This is a genomic window from Sneathiella litorea, from assembly GCF_009882915.1.
GTDB lineage: Bacteria > Pseudomonadota > Alphaproteobacteria > Sneathiellales > Sneathiellaceae > Sneathiella > Sneathiella litorea.
In genome coordinates this window covers 349,012-365,023 of record NZ_WTUW01000002.1, presented here as the reverse complement: position 1 = coordinate 365,023, position 16,012 = coordinate 349,012, and the positions used below count along the sequence as shown (strand labels likewise).

Annotated in this window: 20 protein-coding genes, 2 tRNA genes and 1 riboswitch; of the genes, 8 read left to right on the top strand and 14 right to left on the bottom strand. The window is 50.3% G+C overall.

Annotation, left to right across the window (positions count from 1 at the left end):
• Positions 1-54: 54 nt before the first annotated feature.
• Positions 55-549, bottom strand: coding sequence for a PAS domain-containing protein (locus GQE98_RS08020; protein ID WP_161315143.1), 495 nt, complete (start codon positions 547-549; stop codon positions 55-57).
• Positions 550-769: 220 nt separating this feature from the next.
• On the opposite strand from GQE98_RS08020, the gene GQE98_RS08015 reads away from it, so the two are divergent.
• Positions 770-1,381, top strand: a complete 612-nt coding sequence (locus GQE98_RS08015; protein ID WP_246157248.1) for a hypothetical protein — start codon at positions 770-772, stop codon at positions 1,379-1,381.
• A gap of 30 nt (positions 1,382-1,411) precedes the next feature.
• On the opposite strand, the gene GQE98_RS08010 is transcribed toward GQE98_RS08015, so the two are convergent.
• From GQE98_RS08010 to GQE98_RS07970, 9 genes are read right to left on the bottom strand one after another with little or no spacing between them, the layout of a single operon-like run.
• Positions 1,412-3,103, bottom strand: coding sequence for a Na(+)/H(+) antiporter subunit D (locus GQE98_RS08010; protein WP_161315141.1), 1,692 nt, complete (start codon positions 3,101-3,103; stop codon positions 1,412-1,414).
• Positions 3,096-3,368 (bottom strand): hypothetical protein, encoded by a 273-nt coding sequence (locus tag GQE98_RS08005; protein ID WP_161315140.1) that lies wholly within the window; start codon positions 3,366-3,368, stop codon positions 3,096-3,098. The genes GQE98_RS08010 and GQE98_RS08005 overlap by 8 nt, the downstream gene beginning before the upstream one ends.
• An 11-nt stretch (positions 3,369-3,379) precedes the next feature.
• Positions 3,380-4,885, bottom strand: coding sequence for a monovalent cation/H+ antiporter subunit D family protein (locus GQE98_RS08000; RefSeq protein WP_161315139.1), 1,506 nt, complete (start codon positions 4,883-4,885; stop codon positions 3,380-3,382).
• 4 nt (positions 4,886-4,889) lie between these two features.
• Positions 4,890-6,377 (bottom strand): monovalent cation/H+ antiporter subunit D family protein, encoded by a 1,488-nt coding sequence (locus GQE98_RS07995; protein ID WP_161316233.1) that lies wholly within the window; start codon positions 6,375-6,377, stop codon positions 4,890-4,892.
• A gap of 10 nt (positions 6,378-6,387) precedes the next feature.
• Positions 6,388-6,753: a cation:proton antiporter subunit C gene (locus GQE98_RS07990; RefSeq protein WP_161315138.1), complete on the bottom strand. Its 366-nt coding sequence runs from the start codon at positions 6,751-6,753 to the stop codon at positions 6,388-6,390.
• Complete coding sequence (locus GQE98_RS07985; protein WP_161316232.1) at positions 6,753-7,805, bottom strand: DUF4040 domain-containing protein; 1,053 nt, start codon at positions 7,803-7,805, stop codon at positions 6,753-6,755. Before GQE98_RS07985 ends, GQE98_RS07990 begins: the two co-directional genes overlap by 1 nt.
• 30 nt (positions 7,806-7,835) lie before the next feature.
• A complete protein-coding gene (mnhG, locus tag GQE98_RS07980; protein ID WP_202526157.1) occupies positions 7,836-8,174 on the bottom strand; it encodes a monovalent cation/H(+) antiporter subunit G in 339 nt (112 codons plus the stop codon).
• The gene (locus GQE98_RS07975; RefSeq protein WP_161316230.1) at positions 8,174-8,467 is read right to left on the bottom strand and encodes a monovalent cation/H+ antiporter complex subunit F; all 294 of its coding nucleotides are present in this window, start codon (positions 8,465-8,467) and stop codon (positions 8,174-8,176) included. The genes mnhG and GQE98_RS07975 overlap by 1 nt, the downstream gene beginning before the upstream one ends.
• Complete coding sequence (locus tag GQE98_RS07970) at positions 8,467-8,943, bottom strand: Na+/H+ antiporter subunit E (protein ID WP_161315137.1); 477 nt, start codon at positions 8,941-8,943, stop codon at positions 8,467-8,469. The genes GQE98_RS07975 and GQE98_RS07970 overlap by 1 nt, the downstream gene beginning before the upstream one ends.
• Positions 8,944-9,246: 303 nt before the next feature.
• Here GQE98_RS07970 and GQE98_RS07965 point away from each other — a divergent pair, with 303 nt between their 5' ends.
• Positions 9,247-9,816, top strand: a complete 570-nt coding sequence (locus tag GQE98_RS07965; protein ID WP_202526155.1) for a cold-shock protein — start codon at positions 9,247-9,249, stop codon at positions 9,814-9,816.
• 38 nt (positions 9,817-9,854) lie between these two features.
• On the opposite strand, the gene GQE98_RS07960 is transcribed toward GQE98_RS07965, so the two are convergent.
• The 3 genes from GQE98_RS07960 to GQE98_RS07950 form a co-directional block, all read right to left on the bottom strand.
• A complete protein-coding gene (locus GQE98_RS07960) occupies positions 9,855-10,796 on the bottom strand; it encodes an ABC transporter substrate-binding protein (RefSeq protein ID WP_161315136.1) in 942 nt (313 codons plus the stop codon).
• Between the two features lie 11 nt (positions 10,797-10,807).
• The gene (locus GQE98_RS07955; protein ID WP_161315135.1) at positions 10,808-11,590 is read right to left on the bottom strand and encodes an ABC transporter permease; all 783 of its coding nucleotides are present in this window, start codon (positions 11,588-11,590) and stop codon (positions 10,808-10,810) included.
• On the bottom strand, positions 11,587-12,396 hold the full coding sequence (locus GQE98_RS07950; protein WP_202526154.1) for an ABC transporter ATP-binding protein: 810 nt from the start codon (positions 12,394-12,396) through the stop codon (positions 11,587-11,589). Before GQE98_RS07950 ends, GQE98_RS07955 begins: the two co-directional genes overlap by 4 nt.
• Positions 12,390-12,495, bottom strand: a riboswitch (TPP riboswitch). It overlaps the preceding gene by 7 nt.
• A gap of 103 nt (positions 12,496-12,598) precedes the next feature.
• On the opposite strand from GQE98_RS07950, the gene GQE98_RS07945 reads away from it, so the two are divergent.
• The 6 genes from GQE98_RS07945 (at position 12,599) to GQE98_RS07920 (ending at position 14,792) form a co-directional block, all read left to right on the top strand.
• On the top strand, positions 12,599-13,006 hold the full coding sequence (locus tag GQE98_RS07945) for a DUF192 domain-containing protein (protein ID WP_161315134.1): 408 nt from the start codon (positions 12,599-12,601) through the stop codon (positions 13,004-13,006).
• Positions 13,007-13,020: 14 nt separating this feature from the next.
• Positions 13,021-13,452: a PaaI family thioesterase gene (locus tag GQE98_RS07940; RefSeq protein ID WP_161315133.1), complete on the top strand. Its 432-nt coding sequence runs from the start codon at positions 13,021-13,023 to the stop codon at positions 13,450-13,452.
• A gap of 74 nt (positions 13,453-13,526) precedes the next feature.
• Positions 13,527-13,603 (top strand) — tRNA-Pro (locus GQE98_RS07935).
• 160 nt (positions 13,604-13,763) lie between these two features.
• On the top strand, positions 13,764-14,381 hold the full coding sequence (locus tag GQE98_RS07930) for a PA14 domain-containing protein (protein ID WP_161315132.1): 618 nt from the start codon (positions 13,764-13,766) through the stop codon (positions 14,379-14,381).
• A 7-nt stretch (positions 14,382-14,388) separates the two neighbouring features.
• Complete coding sequence (locus GQE98_RS07925) at positions 14,389-14,691, top strand: ETC complex I subunit (protein WP_161315131.1); 303 nt, start codon at positions 14,389-14,391, stop codon at positions 14,689-14,691.
• A gap of 24 nt (positions 14,692-14,715) precedes the next feature.
• Positions 14,716-14,792: transfer RNA gene (locus tag GQE98_RS07920), tRNA-Arg, on the top strand.
• A gap of 55 nt (positions 14,793-14,847) precedes the next feature.
• Here the strand turns inward: GQE98_RS07920 and ald are convergent.
• Positions 14,848-15,966: an alanine dehydrogenase gene (gene ald / locus GQE98_RS07915; RefSeq protein WP_161315130.1), complete on the bottom strand. Its 1,119-nt coding sequence runs from the start codon at positions 15,964-15,966 to the stop codon at positions 14,848-14,850.
• Between the last annotated feature and the right edge of the window lie 46 nt (positions 15,967-16,012).

The window sequence follows — 16,012 nt, the reverse complement described above, 5'->3', positions numbered from 1 at the left end:
TGCGTTCTCTAGCCTACTCCATGAAGAACGGGAAGAGCAAGTCTGTTATCGGGCTTATAGTTTGAATATAGGTCGATCAATCAGGCTCGCCTTAACATTGAAAAAATTTAGTCCAACCAATAGCTTGTCAACCGTCTCACTATCGGTAGTCATCGGAAGGACGACCCTTTCATAATGCTGGCTTCTTCCGTTGGAAGTTGCAATCTCACCGAACATGAAAGTTGGGATTTGATAGGTGACCGTGTGATCGTATTGAGCAATGATGTCAGCACGATTTTCATCGCTGAGAACGTTCTCAAGATAGCATCCAGTAATTGAACGATGATACACCGGATTGATAGCGGAACCAGCCAGGCGGATGAAATATTTGGGGGTTCCGGCCTCCACATCCACTAGAATTATATTTCTTAAACAATGCGGAATATCGACGGGATTAAATTGGTGGCGGTGGGGGACTATCGATAAAGAGGTAAGGCGCAGCCAATACTTCACCAGATCTCTTAGTGCTGGGTTACTTATCTTCTCCAAGGATGTCGTGAACTTTGCCATCAACTATTGTCCCACTGGTCAAAAATACCTGTGCTGAAATAGAGCAAGGATAATGATTATACAACCGTTGAATACTCCTAAAGGTGGTGGAAGATAGCGGGTTTTATCAGAAAGTCTCTAATTGTTGTATTTTGGCCAACGAAGCGCTCCCAATGTTAAGGGGGGATTAACCATTCGTCTTTAGATTCAGGGCCATAGATATTTTATGAGATATAAATTCATGCGCCCTGCCACACGTTCTACATTTGACATTCTATGCTGGTTGAAGGATCAAAGCTGGAGTTCAGACCAGGCGTTTGAAACGCCCTTTCTTTTAAGAATTCTGTACCTGGCACAGTCTCTTTATGCGGCGTCACATAAGCAGAGAAAACTGATGCCCGCGACATTTTTGGCGACTGCTGCAGGACCGATCGAGCCCGATATATTCTTGGCGATGGAAAATAACCTGACGATCAATAAACCTCTTTCCCCTAGCACCGAGGTTGAGGGATTTCTCAATTCCTTTTATTCGGTTGTCCAGGATAAAACCATGACGGATCTGGACTTTATTCTATCAAAGGATACAGCAATCCGCTCGGCAATGGCGCGGGGACGGAATTCAGAGATTCTACTTGCAGATATGGCCGCTGCTTACAAAGAAGGATTGCCATCGACGGGCGTCGGTATTGACTCTGCCCAACCCGCTCCGTCATTTCGTGATGGCGGCCGGTCAAACCTTGAGGCGGCACCGAACGCGAAACAAGAGGTCCGGTTTACCGCTGATGGTCGTTCTGTCACCAGATGGATGCCCAAGAAGCGAATTGTCACCAAGGATCATGTGACCCTGAATTGATCGCGCCTATATTGGCACAGGTTGGCAAAGTTAGCCGTAGAAAAACACCACAACAAAACCCAGCACCGCGACGATAATCATGATCGCCATGCTTGAGGAGGTTGTCCGCGCCAGGGCTTTGCCGTTACCGTGTGTGTTTGCCACTACATTAATAACGCTATTGACGATATTGTTTGCAATGCCGAGGGTCCAGTTCCAAACAAACAAGACTAGCCGTCCAACGGCTAACGCCAGCCTTTTCAGTGGCACGCGATAGAACCAGTCAAAATCAAGAACAGTTGACCTGAGTTCCATCGGGTAGACCTTGTAACGGATCAGGAGCATGAAGGCGAGAACCGTGAAGAACAATAACTGCAAGGCTGAAACTATATGACCAAATGAATAGGCGTCATAGGTCGGGGCATAAGGTAGCAGGTCAAACAACAGGCCAGGAAAAACGCCTATCCCGATGCAGAAAAAGGCGGCGATGCCCATGGCAATCAGCATGTTTATAGGTGCTTCCTGCACCCGGATGCCACGGTCTTTAGAGAAGAAGGTAAAGAACGGTACCTTAAGGCCCGAATGATCCATTATGCCTGCGCAGGCAAACAGCATGACTGGCCAGAGAATATTCAAGCCTCCGTTCAAGGCTGCCGACTGGATCATGGCTTTGGAAACAAATCCGCCAGTCAGCGGGAATGCCGCGATCGAAATGGCACCAATGAGGCAGAACACTGTCGTGACCGGCATGGATTTATAAAGTCCGCCAAGTTCGCTCACCTTGACGGTGCCCGCTCGGAACAGTACAGCCCCCATGCACATGAATAGAAGGCTTTTGTACATAATATGTACAAAAACATGCGCGGCCGTACCGTTGAGGGCAAGTTCCGATCCGATACCAACACCAATAACCATGTAGCCAAGCTGGCTGTTGAGAGAATAGGCAAGGACCCGCCGAAGATCATTCTCCAGCACGACATATACAATCGGTAGAATGATCATGGCACCGCCAATCGGGATCAGGATGTCGGTTCCGGGAAAGGCACGGGCTAAAGCATAGATTGCCAGTTTGGTCGTGAAAGCGGACAGGATTACGGTGCCCGTCACGGTCGCTTCAGGATAGGCATCCTGCACCCAGTTGTGAAGGAGCGGAAAGGCACTTTTGATACCGAAAGCGAGCAAAATCAGACCGCCCGCAATACTGCTAAGGCCAATGTAATCAAAGGCGATAGAACCAGTATCCTGATAATAGAGAATGATCCCGCCGAGCAGGACAACCCCTGATGTCACTTGAATGATCAGGTATCGCATTCCCGCCCGATAGGCTCGTTCTGTGCGGCTTGCCCAAATCAGGAAAACAGAGGAAATCGCCGTCAGTTCCCAAAAGGCGAAAAGGGTAATCATATCGCCGGCAAACACGGCGCCGATGGCCGATCCGATATAAATCAGGGCGGCAAAATGTTGGATGGTATCCTTGACATGGACGGCATAGACCATCCCCATGAAAGCCGCGATACAAAATATCGTCCCAAAGATCCGCGACAGGGGGTCTATTCGGGTGATTTCAAGGGACAGACCCAGAAACTCATAATGCCCCCAGGTACCAAGACCGAGCATGTGGATATGAATCACGGCGATGACAGGCAAGGCCAGAATAAGGATTGAACGGATAATGCCGCTGGTAAGCGGGACGAGGAGTGCCCCTAAAATCAGGATTAAACCGGGGTTGAGGCCTTCAATCATAGTAATCCTCATCCCGCATCAGAAAGGCTCGGAGCTTTTTGGCAAGAAAAATCATCACCACGTACCCAAGCACGCCAAAAAAGGTGTAGAACACGAAAAAATCAGCCAGCACAAACCTGCCTTGTTTGTACAGGAGGATATCGAGAAGGGTCAGAATTTTCGGCAAGGCAATCAAGACACAGAGGCCGATCACGCCGTAAAATATCTTGTTGAAATTTCCCGGCTCCTCCAGCCAGTATTTCTTTTCGTCATCCGGATTTGACATCGTTTCCGTCCCTATGGCGTCAAAATGGGTTCGATCAGCCTGATGATCGGGTCTGCAAGGAAGAAGAGGACCATGCAGGCCAAAGCGGTCAGGACCGGAGGCAGGACGCAAAACAGCGGTGCCTCTTTGATATTCTGCCAGGAGAAATCAGATTTCTCATATCCGACAGCTACCGGTTCATTACTCTGCCCAAGTGGCGGGTAAAAGAAACCGCGGGCGACGATCGGCAACAGGTAGGCAATGTTGAGAAGCGAGCTGACCAGCAGCACGATCATCAAGTAAATCTCATCCGATTCTGCAGCACCGAGCATCAGGTAAAACTTGCTCCAACTTCCACCCAGTGGCGGCAGACCGATGATACTAAGGGAGCCAATCAGGAATGCGATGAAGGTAATTGGCATCTGGCGGCCAAGACCACGCATATCACTGATTTCTGTTTTATGCACAGCGGTGTAGATGGCACCTGCGCAGAAAAAGAGGGTAATCTTGCCAAAGGCATGCATGACGATCTGGAGCGCGCCACCAGCTACCGCCATAGACGTCGCCATGGAGGCCCCGAGAACGACATAGGCGAGCTGGCTGATGGTGGAATAGGCGAGTCGCGCCTTCAGGTTATCCTTTGTGAGGGCCACCACCGATGCCGCGATCAGGGTATAGGCGGCGACCCAGGTGAGCCATTCCGCGGCTCCGGTCTCTGTGAGGAAATCAATGCCGAAAATATAAATCACTACTTTCAGCACTGAGAACACGCCGGCCTTCACCACGGCAACAGCATGAAGAAGGGCACTGACCGGTGTCGGGGCAACCATCGCGGCTGGTAGCCAGCGGTGGATCGGCATCAAGGCGGCTTTTCCTATTCCATACATATAGAGGAAAAGAAGCACACCCGTCACACCGGCACTGGTATGTCCGGAGAGAATGCCGCCTTTGACAAAATCAACTGTTCCCGCGAGTGTCCATGTCCAGATAATGGCTGGCAGGAATAACCCGATAGAGGTGCCGATCAGGATGCCGAGATAAATACGACCGCCTTTACGCGCATCGGCATTCTGCTTATGCGTAACCAGTGGATAGGTGGAAAGTGTCAGCACTTCATAAAAGACGAAGAGGGTTAACAAGTTGCTGGAAAAAGCAATTCCCATGGTTGCGGAAAGGGCGATGGCGAAACAGACATAAAAGCCTGTCTGGCGAGGTTCATTATTTCCGCGCATATAGCCGATGGAATAGATCGAGTTGATAATCCAAAGCGAAGAGGCGACGGCTGCGAAAGTCATGCCGAGAGGCTCAACTTTCAAGGTCAAAGCAATATCAGGCAGTATTTCGACCAATAGAAAAGTTGGTTCCGCACCATTCATGATGCCAGGCAGAATACTGAAAACGTTCAGGCAAAGCAGAACGGAGGTGACCAGGGTTACTGTTTCGCGGATATTCGGGACGGAGGAGGTGATCGCGATGCCGATCGCTCCGATAAGAGGAATAAGTACAGAGAGGGCGACATGTGTTTCAAGAGCAAACATGATTTTATGCGCCTCCCATCAGAAACGCCGCTGCCACCTTGGCAATGCCGACGTTAAAGCTGGTTTCGATACCGAAATAGAAACTGCCGAGAATGAAGATCCAGGTCGGCACTAAAAGGGACATTGGCGCTTCCCTTTTCACAACGCTATCGGGCGGGTCGCGGAAATAGGCGACTTCTACCACGCGCCAGATATAAAGCACGGCAAGCAAGCTCGAGATCATTAACAAGGCGACAAGGCTGTACCCGATGATCGAGCCTTTTTCGAGAGCCGCAACCACCAGATACCATTTGCTGATAAACCCGGGTGTAAGGGGGACGCCGATCAGGCCGAAACCACCCAGAACAAAGCCAAATGTGGTGATTGGCATACGTTTACCGATCCCCTCAAGGTCTTTGAGATAGGTTGACCCCACGACAAAGAACATACAGCCCAACGAGAGAAACAGGCCTGTCTTGACAATGGCATGATTGAAAATATGCAAGATTGCCGCAGTCAGCCCACTCTCACTCGCGAGGGAGATACCAAGAATGATATAGCCCATCTGCGCGACACTCGAATAGGCGAGGAGTCGTTTGATATTGGTCTGGTAAATCGCGACTGACGACATTGTCAAAAAGGCAAGTACACCAAGCGGCAACAGGATGTCAGTAAGTCCAAGCTCACCAAAGCTGTAGTTTTCGCCAAATACAGTGAATATAAAGCGGATCAGCAAATAGACGCCCACCTTGGTTGCTGTTCCGGCAAAAAAGGCTGTCACAATGTTGGGTGCGTAAGTGTAGCTGTTCGGCAGCCAGACATGAAACGGAAAGAGCGCAAGCTTGATGCCAATGCCGATGACAATAAAGCCCGCGGCAGCCAGAATAGGGCGGGTGCCTTCAATCTCGGGAAGGCGTGCGGCGATGTCCGCTATATTAAGCGTGCCCGTCATCAAATAGATGAGGCCGACACCGATCAGATAGAAAGTCGCGCCGACAGTGCCGATGATCAGATACTGGAAAGCAGCTGTTAAGGCACGCCGGTCCGTGCGTTCCCCCATCGCGATGAGTGCGTAAGAGGAGAGGGACATAATCTCGAGGAATACAAAAACATTAAAGGCATCGCCCGTTATGCTAATCCCGAGCATACCGGTCAGCGCCAGTAAATAAGCCGTAAAGAAGAGGCCAAGTTGCTGTGGCGCCACTTCTTTTGTAATGCTTTCACGAGCATAGAGTAGAACGCCAGTGCTGATACCGCTAATTAGTACCAGCATGAAACCGCTTAGAAGGTCGACCACATATTCTATACCCCAAGGCGGAGCCCAGCCACCGAGCTCATAGGAAATCGGCCCGGATGAGGCAACCGAGAACAAAAGCTGGATGCTGATATAAAATGTACAAGCGCTGGTTATCGTCGTGAAAGCCCAAGGGGCGGTTTTGCCGCGAAGGAGCGCGCAGATGGGCGCGGCCATGAGGGGAACGATCGCAACTAAAATGGGATACTGGGAACTCAAAGATAGCATGTCAGGCGCCATCCTTCATCTCGAGAATTTCATCTTCGTCAATGGTGCCAAAAGATTCCCGAATACGTACGACAAGCGAAAGGCCAAGGGCCGTTGTCGCGATCCCAACGACAATGGCCGTCAGGATGAGCACATGCGGGAGGGGGTTCGAATAGACAGGCGCAACGCCGTCAGTGATGTTCTCGACAACGATCGGTGCGGTGCCGCCACTGACCTTGCCCATGCTGATGTAGAACAGGAAGACGGAGATTTGAAAAAGCGAAAGCCCGATCATTTTCTTGATAAGATTAGATCGGCTCATCACCGTGTATAAGCCGATCATCAGCAGGATAATGAAAACCCAGTAATTGAAGAAACCAATGGACATCAGTTTTTCTCCTGCTCTGCCTTGGCAGCAATCAGGTCTGCGCGGCCAACAAAGGCATAGAAAATGGCCAGCATGGCCGCCGTTACTGTAATTCCGACACCAAGTTCCACCAGCAAAATGCCGAGATGCTGTCCTGCTACCGGATCACTGGAGAGGACGTTGTAGTCAAGAAAGTTACCGCCAAGCAACATGGATGCAACTCCAACTCCCCCATAGAGGAGGACGCCAGCACTGATCAGAAAAAGAATGACTTTCTCATTAATGACGGACCGCGCGAGGTCGAGGCTGAAAACAAGGGCATAAAGAATAATACCCGCAGCAAAAATCACGCCCGCCTGAAATCCGCCGCCTGGGCCAAAATCACCATGAAATTGTACATACAGGGCAAAGACAAAGATAAATGGTATCAATAATTTGGCGATGACGTGGGGAATAAGGTCGTGCTCACTGCCAAGACCGCTTAGACTACCGCTTCGGCCCGTCTTGCCCTTATCGAGCGGCACATCAGTTTCATCATCTTCATTCTTTCGTCGACGGCGTTGACGCAGGATCAGGAGTACACCGATCCCGGCTGCAAAAATCACGGTGACTTCCCCAAAGGTATCGTAACCGCGATAACTCGCCAGAACCGAAGTCACCATGTTAGGGACACCGATTTCGGTCGGGCTGTCTTGAATATACCGGGGACCGACATGGGTTTGCACCGGGTTATCGGCATGGCCAAAAGGAGGCATTTCATATGTCGCATAATACAGGACTGCGCCTACGGCGATGCAGATAACCATGGGGCCAGCGGCAAATTTTGGTTGATCCTTTTCCTGGGAGCCGACAAGCGCCAAAGTGCCAATATAAAGCACCGTACTGATACCGGCGCCGACCGCTGCTTCGGTAAAAGCAACATCCACCGCATCAAGGCTAATAAAAATCAGCGCCATAGTGAAGCTGACAATCCCCAGCAGCATGGTTGCGACAAAAAGGTTGCGCACCAATAGAACAGCCATGGTCCCGGCAATCAGCAGCAGCATCAAAAAAACGTCTACAAAGGCGGCTATTGTCCTGTCTCCCTCTCGCTAGACATAAGGTTACACGTCATCCTTGGATGGCTTTTTTGTGCCAAAACCATCAAGTTTTGGCTTTAGCCCCGCAACAAAGCTTGCTTGCGCTAAAGCATAAGAAGCCGTTGGGCTTGTAAAAAATACGAACACCAGCACCAGCAGCAATTTAGCCGAGACGAGTGAGAACCCGCTTTGCAGGGAGAGCCCGACGAATATCAGGAAAGTTGCCAGGGTATCCGCCATGCCGCCGGCATGAATGCGCGTATAGAGATCAGGCAGCCTTAGTAGGCCAAACCCTGTGATAATCAGGAGTATGCTGCCGGCCAGCAACAGGATCCAGGTGGCGATATCAAGAAGAAGGTCCATCAGGAATTGTCCGCGGGTTTGGGCTTGGAAAGAGTGCCGCGCAAGGTGCCAAACTTAAAATATTTAAGTACGGCGAGTGTGCCGATGAAATTGACAAGCGCATACACCAAGGCAAGATCAAGGAAGTCCGGACGACCGCCCAGGAATCCCATCACCCCGATCAACAGGACGGTTTTTGTACCAATGGCATTTGCGGAAAGAATACGGTCGTAAGATGTTGGGCCTAAAATCGCTCGGGTGAGGGCCAAGGCGATACTGATGAGGATGGCAATGGCGGTAATGGCGTAAATCATCATGTTTCCCTCATTACCTTGGTAACGCGGCGGTCCATATCTCCGCCTAACACGTCTTCGGCAGAACCTTCGGTCAAGGCGTGGACCATTACCTGATCTCCATCAAGATCCACTGTCACTGTTCCCGGGGTCAAGGTAATTGAATTAGCGTAAATTACTTTTCCCAGATCAGATTTCTGGCTAGCCGTGACGGTGAATATACTGGGCCGTAGGTATTTTTTCGGAAATAGGACGCATTTGGCGACATCGACATTCGCCTTGAAGATTTCTCCAACCAGCCAACCCCAATAGGAAAGTATACGTGGCCCCAGATAAATAGGTTGTCCTTCTTTATCGTTGACATCCATGCGGTTCGCGATGAGGGCGGACAATAAACAGGATACTACGCCAAATCCCGTAATCAGCGGCGTGTAATGCCCTGACAAAAGAAGCCAGACGGACATAAGAACGAGAAACAAACTTACAGTTTTTAACAACGTCCTGCCTTCCCTGTCGTGTCATCGGCATTGATTAAAATTATGGGGAGCGAAACTCCGGTATGATTGATGGCTTACCCCTTCGTATATGCCATGGGTTTTCTGTGTCTGCAAGTATCAAGGGCAGAGAAATTTTTGATGTGCTTTAGTTCCAATTTTTCAGTGAGTTCTATCTTCTATTTTAACCTTTAGTATAGAGGCAAGGGCTCTCTTAATTCGAATATTGAAAGTTTCCTTAATATTGTGTTAAACTGTAGTTCTGGCGGGACGTCAAAATTCGTCTGTCAAGTTCGGGAGTTATATATGACAGCCAAAATTGAACAATTGCGGAGTAAGCAGGAAGACACCAATCCGATCGAATCACCAGAAGCTACCTTTGAAATGACAGGGCGTGTTAAATGGTTCAACACAGTCAAAGGTTTTGGCTTTTTAACACCGAATAACGAGCCGGGTGATATTTTTCTGCATCTTTCATGTTTACGCGAAGCAGGTCATGAATATGTGGCGGAAGGTGTCAGCGTAACTTGTGTTGTTGTGCGTCGATCAAAAGGTCTGCAGGCAATAAAGGTTCTGGATATTGATACATCTACGGCCGTTCCTTTTGAACCTCGGGTGCCAGAGAAAAATAATGTGACCAATCACCCTGCTGTACAGCCAGAAGGGGATTTCGTCGAGGTGGAAGTCAAGTGGTTTGACCCGGTCAAGGGATATGGTTTCCTGACACGAGGAGATGGAACCCAGGATATTTTCGTTCATATGGAAACCCTGCGCCGTGAGGGTGCCTTGCCAGTACAGGCAGGCCAGAAGATGAATGTGCGGATCGGCGATAGCCCAAAGGGGCCTCAGGTGGCGGAGATTGAGCGTCCGGAATAATTTTCCGGACGACACATCTTTTCACTTCTTTTTGTTCGCTATTTAAGAACTGCGGCGTAGCTATCCGCACTTTTCGTTTCTTTAATCAATCCTTGCTTCTGCATAAAAGCGGCAAATCTCTCATATCGACCAACATCGAGGGCCGCTGGCCGCAATGCGAAGCGGGGCAGGGTATCATCCCAGGCACGCTGGTTTAATTCATCATCCAGCTCTCCGTGGTTCTTGATAAACAGCTCCCAGCTGTCTTCTGGATGATTAACCAGATACTGTACAGCTTCCTCCAGCGCTTCAACGAAAGGTTTGAAACGCGGATCGTCAAGCTTTTCCGAATGCGCAATCACGATTAACTCGTCATAGGCTGGAACACCTTCCTCTTCCGGATAGAAGGCGCGGCCTGGTTCGTCCTCGATTTCCATCTGGTTAAGCTCAAAATTTCGAAAGGCGCCAATCACCGCGTCGACCTGGCCGGAAAGCAGGCTGGGAGAGAGCGAGAAATTGACATTGATCAGCGTTACATCCTCCATCGTAATATTGTGCGGCGCCAGCATTGCCGTGAGTAGTGCTGTCTCGAATCCACCGACTGAATAACCGATTTTCTTACCTTTTAGATCCGCAAGAGTTTCGATCGGCCCGTCTTCCAGCACCACAAGGCTGTTAAGTGGCGTGGCAACTAATGTTGCAATCCGCTTGATCGGTAGTCCTGCCGTTACCTGCATATACAACTGCGGCTGATAGGAGATAGCAAGATCCGCCTTTCCTGCAGCGACGAGCTTCGGCGGCGCACTTGGGTCCGCAGGGGCCACTAACTCAACATCCAGCCCGTGCTTTTTGAAAAGCCCCTTTTCTTGGGCAATGATCAGCGTGGCATGGTCCGGGTTCACAAACCAGTCCAGCAGGACTGTCAGCTTTTCGGCGGCTGTGGCCGTCGTTCCCTGAAGCATCAGGGCGCAAATGAGGGGAACTAAAATCCGTCGTTTCATTTTTATCTCCGTTAAGGGGTTTTTGGTGAGTTTTGGGTGGAAAGCCATGGCAGGGCGCGTAGAAGCAAGGCGTCGATCAAATAGTACAGAATGAGCGCCATGGCTGTCAGGACAAGAAGGCTCGCAAACATGAGGTCGGTTTGCACGCGAGCGTTGGCATGTAGCATTAAGTAACCAAGACCGGAGGACGCGCCGACCCATTCGCCAACCACGGCACCAATGGGCGCAATTGCTGCAGCGACCCGAATGCCGGAGGCGAGAGAAGGGAGAGCGAAGGGAATCTTGATATAAAGATAAAGATTGATGAGCTTTCTGAGACGCCCGGCGTTTCCGGATTGCTGGAGAAGGCCGGCTAGGTTAAGCCAGCTTTGGTCTGTCCGGTTAAGACCATCCAGAAATCCGACTGTCACCGGAAAATAGATAATCAGCATGCTCATCACGATTTTTGGTGCTATGCCGTAGCCCAGCCAGAGAACGAGCAAGGGGGCAATCGCAAAGACCGGGATTGCCTGGCTGGCAATCAGAAGTGGGAATATCCATTGTTTAACAGGATGGTAGGCAGAAATCAGCAGGGCAGATACCATCCCGAAAAGAACGCCGAGAATAAGGCCGACCAGGATTTCAATCGCTGTCGTCAGCGCATTTTCCGCGATCAGGCTTTTATGTGTCAGCAGGGCCTCTGCAACGATCAGCGGGGAGGGGAGCATGAATTTAGGTAATCCCAAGATAGCCGTGATCAAACCCCATATCAGGAGAAGTCCAGCAAGAGTCACCAAGGCGCGCAGTATTCTCATGACGCTTCCTCTGCCTCTCCGGCAAGGCGTTTCATAATTGCGGAATAGTGCTGAGTGAAAATGCCATCTGAAGGATCGCGCGGGATGTCTTTCTCTGGTCTTATCGGCGCTGAAAGACGCGCTGGATGCCCCGCGAGTACGTATATAACATCACCAAGACGCAAGGCTTCCATCGGATCATGCGTAATGAGCAGGACTGTTTTATCTGAGAGCAATCGTGCGGCCAAATCCTGTAGACGAAACTTGGTGATCGCGTCGAGTGCTGAAAATGGCTCATCCATCAAAAGGATTGGGCTACCCTCCATTAAGGTACGGGCGAGGGCGACCCGCTGTCGCATCCCGCCGGAAAGGGTGTCGGGAAGGTTATCGCGCCAGTTTTCGAGGCCTACTTGCCGGATAAGGGTATTTGCGCGCTCAATGTTCGGGGGCTCCCCGCGCAAACGGCTGCCAATCAGAAGATTGTCAAGAACCGACGCCCATGGCAACAGCAGGTCTTTCTGATCCATATAGGAAAGGCGCCCGCTTAAACCTTGGTTATCACTGGCGGTGATTTTACTATCACCGGGCAGGGGAATAAATCCAGCCAGGATTTTGAGGATACTGCTCTTGCCGACCCCGCTTGGGCCGAGCAAACAGGTGATCTTTCCCGGCTCAAGGAGTAAGTCCAGATCGCTAAGGATTGTTTCGCCGTCAAAAACAAGTTGGTCAAGTTGTAGGTGGACTCCAGTAGGCATCTCAACTTGATCGCGTCGGGCGACAGAGATAGATTCCATTATACTGGAGTTGGCTTGGTCTTCGGGTTCCATTAATATCTCGTTCCTACGCAGGTATTAGCCTGATCAGGTAATCGGGGTCGTCCCGTTTAACGGAACCTCTCAGCCGGACTGGCTCCCCCCGAGGAAGGCTCAATATAGTGAAATATTTTTTGTAGGCAAAGGATTATTCTCCCCAATGACAGGAGTGCTTAGGAAATATGCCCAATGCTTGATTCTACTAATCTTGGGAGCAGTGGGTTTCAGCCTTATCCCGATGGCGATGGCCGAGCCGCTGGTGTTGAAAACGGCGGAGCGCACAATCCAGCTGGATGTGGAGATTGCAGATGATGGGGCGAAGCGTAGTAAAGGCCTGATGCATGTGAAAACCTTATCGCCAGATGCCGGAATGCTTTTCGACTTCAGGCATAGTCAGCAGATTACCATGTGGATGAAAAATACGGAAATACCGCTCGATATGTTCTTTGTGGATGCCGCTGGTAAAATTCTCTACATTAAAGAAGAGGCTCAGCCTCATTCGCTCAAAATCATCACCTTCGAGACGCCCGCGCGGGCCGTTCTTGAAGTGAATGGGGGCTTTGCCAAAGAGAATGCTGTCCAGGTAGGGGATGTTCTATATCATCGCCTTTTTGAAAATGAGTAATTGCCGGAATAACAATGAAAAAACAAGAAACCGGAACCCTTCCTGTTCCCGAAGGATTTGAAGTCGTCGCTGGAAAAGGCCCCTTTACAGAATTAAATGGGCCGTTTTTCGAGAAAATTGTCAGTAAGGATAAAGTGATCCGGGCTTTCCGTGTCGAGGAGAGACACCTTAACAGCATTAAGATTATTCATGGTGGAATGTTGATGACATTTGCTGATTCTGCACTGGCTGCGGCCGTCAGGCATGTTGGAGGCCGACCCAGCGTCACCATCAAAATGAATTCGGAATTTCTCGCGCCGGCTCGTGAAGGCGACTGGGTGGAATCCGATGTCGAGGTGGTCCGTAGTACGCGCACCGTCGCCTTCGTGCGCGGGAAACTGAAGGTGGGGAACAAGGTAATTTTCAAGGCAGACGCCATATTTCACTACGTCCGTGCAGGCAGATAAAAATTTATTGGCTTCTTTGGCCAATTCTGGCTTGCGGGCCGGGCTGTGATGGTATAGATCATCTCTTCACTGAACGGGGCGTAGCACAGCCTGGTAGTGCGCTCGCTTTGGGAGCGAGAGGTCGCAAGTTCGAATCTTGCCGCCCCGACCAAAATTAAAGCTTTGCAATTCAATGGATTGCAAAGCTTTTTTTATGGTGATTTTTAGATATTATATTGAAATTTCCTTTTCCTTTGCGCTTTACATTGCCGTCTGCTGAGATTTCACTAAAATGTGAATATATCAAACATTCTGAAGGAGGCGCCAGGTTGATGAATAAAGTTTGTGGAAAAGGGAATCTCAGGCAGTTGGCTTATATGGCCGTCCTAATGCTTAGCATTGTCATGTTGCCCGTCTTTGCCCAAGCGGAAACCTTTACGGGCCTCAAGCCTGCCTCTCCTCAACCAGACCCCGCTAACCTGAAACCCGGGCTCGCTGTCACCTATTACGGAGTAAAGGTCAACAGTATCAGGGAACTTGAAGAAAACATGGGGTATATGGATGGTAAACCGGGTACGCCTCTTCCCATGCTGAATTATCAGGTTGGCGCCGGGAATGTACTTACCTCAAACAGCAATGACATGGTCGGGGCAATTATCAAGGGCTTTATCAAGATGGAGCAGCCCGGCCGATATGTTTTTATGGTGCATTCGAATGATGGTGTCTGGATTGCCATAGGCGATAAACTGATTTATGAGGATCCGGATGTGCATGCCGATCGCTTCTCAGATGAAATAATTGTTGAGATTTCGGAACCGGGCTGGTATCCGATCCACATCAAGTATTTCGAGAAGAAGAACACCGCTACATTGGAGCTTTACTGGGAAGCCCCTGGGCATGGTGAAATGGACTATGTGCCAGCTGAGGCGTTTAGTCATATTGGAGAGTAACCGGGTAATGGCAGCAAAAGCGAGAATATATCAGCCGGCGAAGAACGCCATGCAATCTGGGCGCAAGGGCACAAAGCGTTGGCGCCTTGAATACGCGCCGGCTGAGGCCAGATATGTCGAGCCTCTGATGGGGTGGACAGGATCGCGCGATATGAACGCGGAAGTGACGATTGATTTCGAAGACAAGGAAAGTGCGGTTGCTTTCTGTAAGGCCAACCACATCGACTATACGGTACTCGAACCCAAAACACGTCGGCTTCACTTAAAGACCTATGCCGACAATTTTTCCTATTCGCGGGTTCGCGGATAAGGGCGGAAACCGAAACAAGTTTACGGCCCCGTAGCTCAGCTGGATAGAGCAATTGACTTCTAATCAATAGGTCGCACGTTCGAATCGTGCCGGGGTCGCCAGTATTTTAAAAGTCCGGCCATATCTGGTCGGACTTTTTTTTAGTCTCATTTTCTTTTAACTTTGCAGTGCAGTTTCCACTGGCACATAGTTGAGGCCAAGATCTTTGGCCACTGGTTCGCAAGTAATATTGCCCTTCCACACATTTAGGCCATTCGCGAGGTGCTTGTCGTCTTTCAGTGCCTGTTTCCAGCCTTTATCCGCAATTCTGAGAGCGTGGGGCAGGGTGACATTGTTCAGAGCATATGTAGAGGTGCGGGCAACGCCGCCGGGCATATTGGCGACACAATAATGAACCACGCCATCGATCACATAGGTGGGATCCGCATGCGTGGTCGCTTTGGAGGTTTCAAAGCAGCCGCCTTGATCAATCGCGACATCAACAATGACCGAACCATCCTGCATGGTTTTCAGCATTTCCCGCGTCACCATCTTCGGCGCAGCGGCGCCGGGTATTAGTACCGCGCCGATTACAAGATCAGCCTCCAATACGAGACGCTCAAGCAACGCGTTGGTAGAGTAAATAACCTTGGCAGACGATTCGAAATGGTTTTCTAGCCGTTCCAATACCGTGGGATTGCGATCAAGTATAGTAACATCTGCATGCAGCCCAATAGCCATCTGGGCGGCATTAAAGCCAACGACGCCACCACCGATAATGACAACCTTACCCGGTGCAACGCCCGGGACGCCGCCAAGCAGGACACCGCGTCCACCATGGGATTTTTCAAGTGCCGTAGCGCCTGCCTGTACAGACATACGGCCAGCGACCTGGCTCATGGGTTTGAGGAGAGGGAGGCCTCCACTATTGTCTGTCACTGTTTCGTAGGCGATGCATACGGCGCCAGATTTTATAAGGTCGTGAGTTTGTTCAGGGTCCGGTGCAAGATGCAGGTAAGTATAGAGTATCTGGCCCTCGCGTAACATTTTCCGCTCGATTGCCTGCGGCTCTTTTACTTTTACCACCATATCAGAGCGGTTGAAAATTTCCTCTGCCGTTCCGACTATTTTCGCACCGACAGCCTCATAAGCTTCGTTAAGTGCGCCAATTCCCTTGCCAGCATCGGTCTCTACCAGAACCTCATGTCCATGCGCGACGAGCTCACCAACGCTTTCCGGTGTCAGCCCGACGCGATATTCATGGTTTTTGATTTCTTTAGGCGTTCCAACAATCATGCCTTTTGCTCCCTGTTAGCCGATTAAATTAACTACCGGAGTATAG

Excerpts from the sequence above, each read along its gene's own strand:
- GQE98_RS08020 (WP_161315143.1), bottom strand. The coding sequence starts at position 549 with ATGGCAAAGTTCACGACATCCTTGGAGAAGATAAGTAACCCAGCACTA.
- GQE98_RS08015 (WP_246157248.1), top strand. The coding sequence starts at position 770 with ATGCGCCCTGCCACACGTTCTACATTTGACATTCTATGCTGGTTGAAG.
- GQE98_RS08010 (WP_161315141.1), bottom strand. The coding sequence starts at position 3,103 with ATGATTGAAGGCCTCAACCCCGGTTTAATCCTGATTTTAGGGGCACTC.
- GQE98_RS08005 (WP_161315140.1), bottom strand. The coding sequence starts at position 3,368 with ATGTCAAATCCGGATGACGAAAAGAAATACTGGCTGGAGGAGCCGGGA.
- GQE98_RS08000 (WP_161315139.1), bottom strand. The coding sequence starts at position 4,885 with ATGTTTGCTCTTGAAACACATGTCGCCCTCTCTGTACTTATTCCTCTT.
- GQE98_RS07990 (WP_161315138.1), bottom strand. The coding sequence starts at position 6,753 with ATGTCCATTGGTTTCTTCAATTACTGGGTTTTCATTATCCTGCTGATG.
- mnhG (WP_202526157.1), bottom strand. The coding sequence starts at position 8,174 with ATGGACCTTCTTCTTGATATCGCCACCTGGATCCTGTTGCTGGCCGGC.
- GQE98_RS07975 (WP_161316230.1), bottom strand. The coding sequence starts at position 8,467 with ATGATTTACGCCATTACCGCCATTGCCATCCTCATCAGTATCGCCTTG.
- GQE98_RS07965 (WP_202526155.1), top strand. The coding sequence starts at position 9,247 with ATGACAGCCAAAATTGAACAATTGCGGAGTAAGCAGGAAGACACCAAT.
- GQE98_RS07960 (WP_161315136.1), bottom strand. The coding sequence starts at position 10,796 with ATGAAACGACGGATTTTAGTTCCCCTCATTTGCGCCCTGATGCTTCAG.
- GQE98_RS07955 (WP_161315135.1), bottom strand. The coding sequence starts at position 11,590 with ATGAGAATACTGCGCGCCTTGGTGACTCTTGCTGGACTTCTCCTGATA.
- GQE98_RS07950 (WP_202526154.1), bottom strand. The coding sequence starts at position 12,396 with ATGGAACCCGAAGACCAAGCCAACTCCAGTATAATGGAATCTATCTCT.
- GQE98_RS07940 (WP_161315133.1), top strand. The coding sequence starts at position 13,021 with ATGAAAAAACAAGAAACCGGAACCCTTCCTGTTCCCGAAGGATTTGAA.
- GQE98_RS07930 (WP_161315132.1), top strand. The coding sequence starts at position 13,764 with ATGAATAAAGTTTGTGGAAAAGGGAATCTCAGGCAGTTGGCTTATATG.
- GQE98_RS07925 (WP_161315131.1), top strand. The coding sequence starts at position 14,389 with ATGGCAGCAAAAGCGAGAATATATCAGCCGGCGAAGAACGCCATGCAA.
- ald (WP_161315130.1), bottom strand. The coding sequence starts at position 15,966 with ATGATTGTTGGAACGCCTAAAGAAATCAAAAACCATGAATATCGCGTC.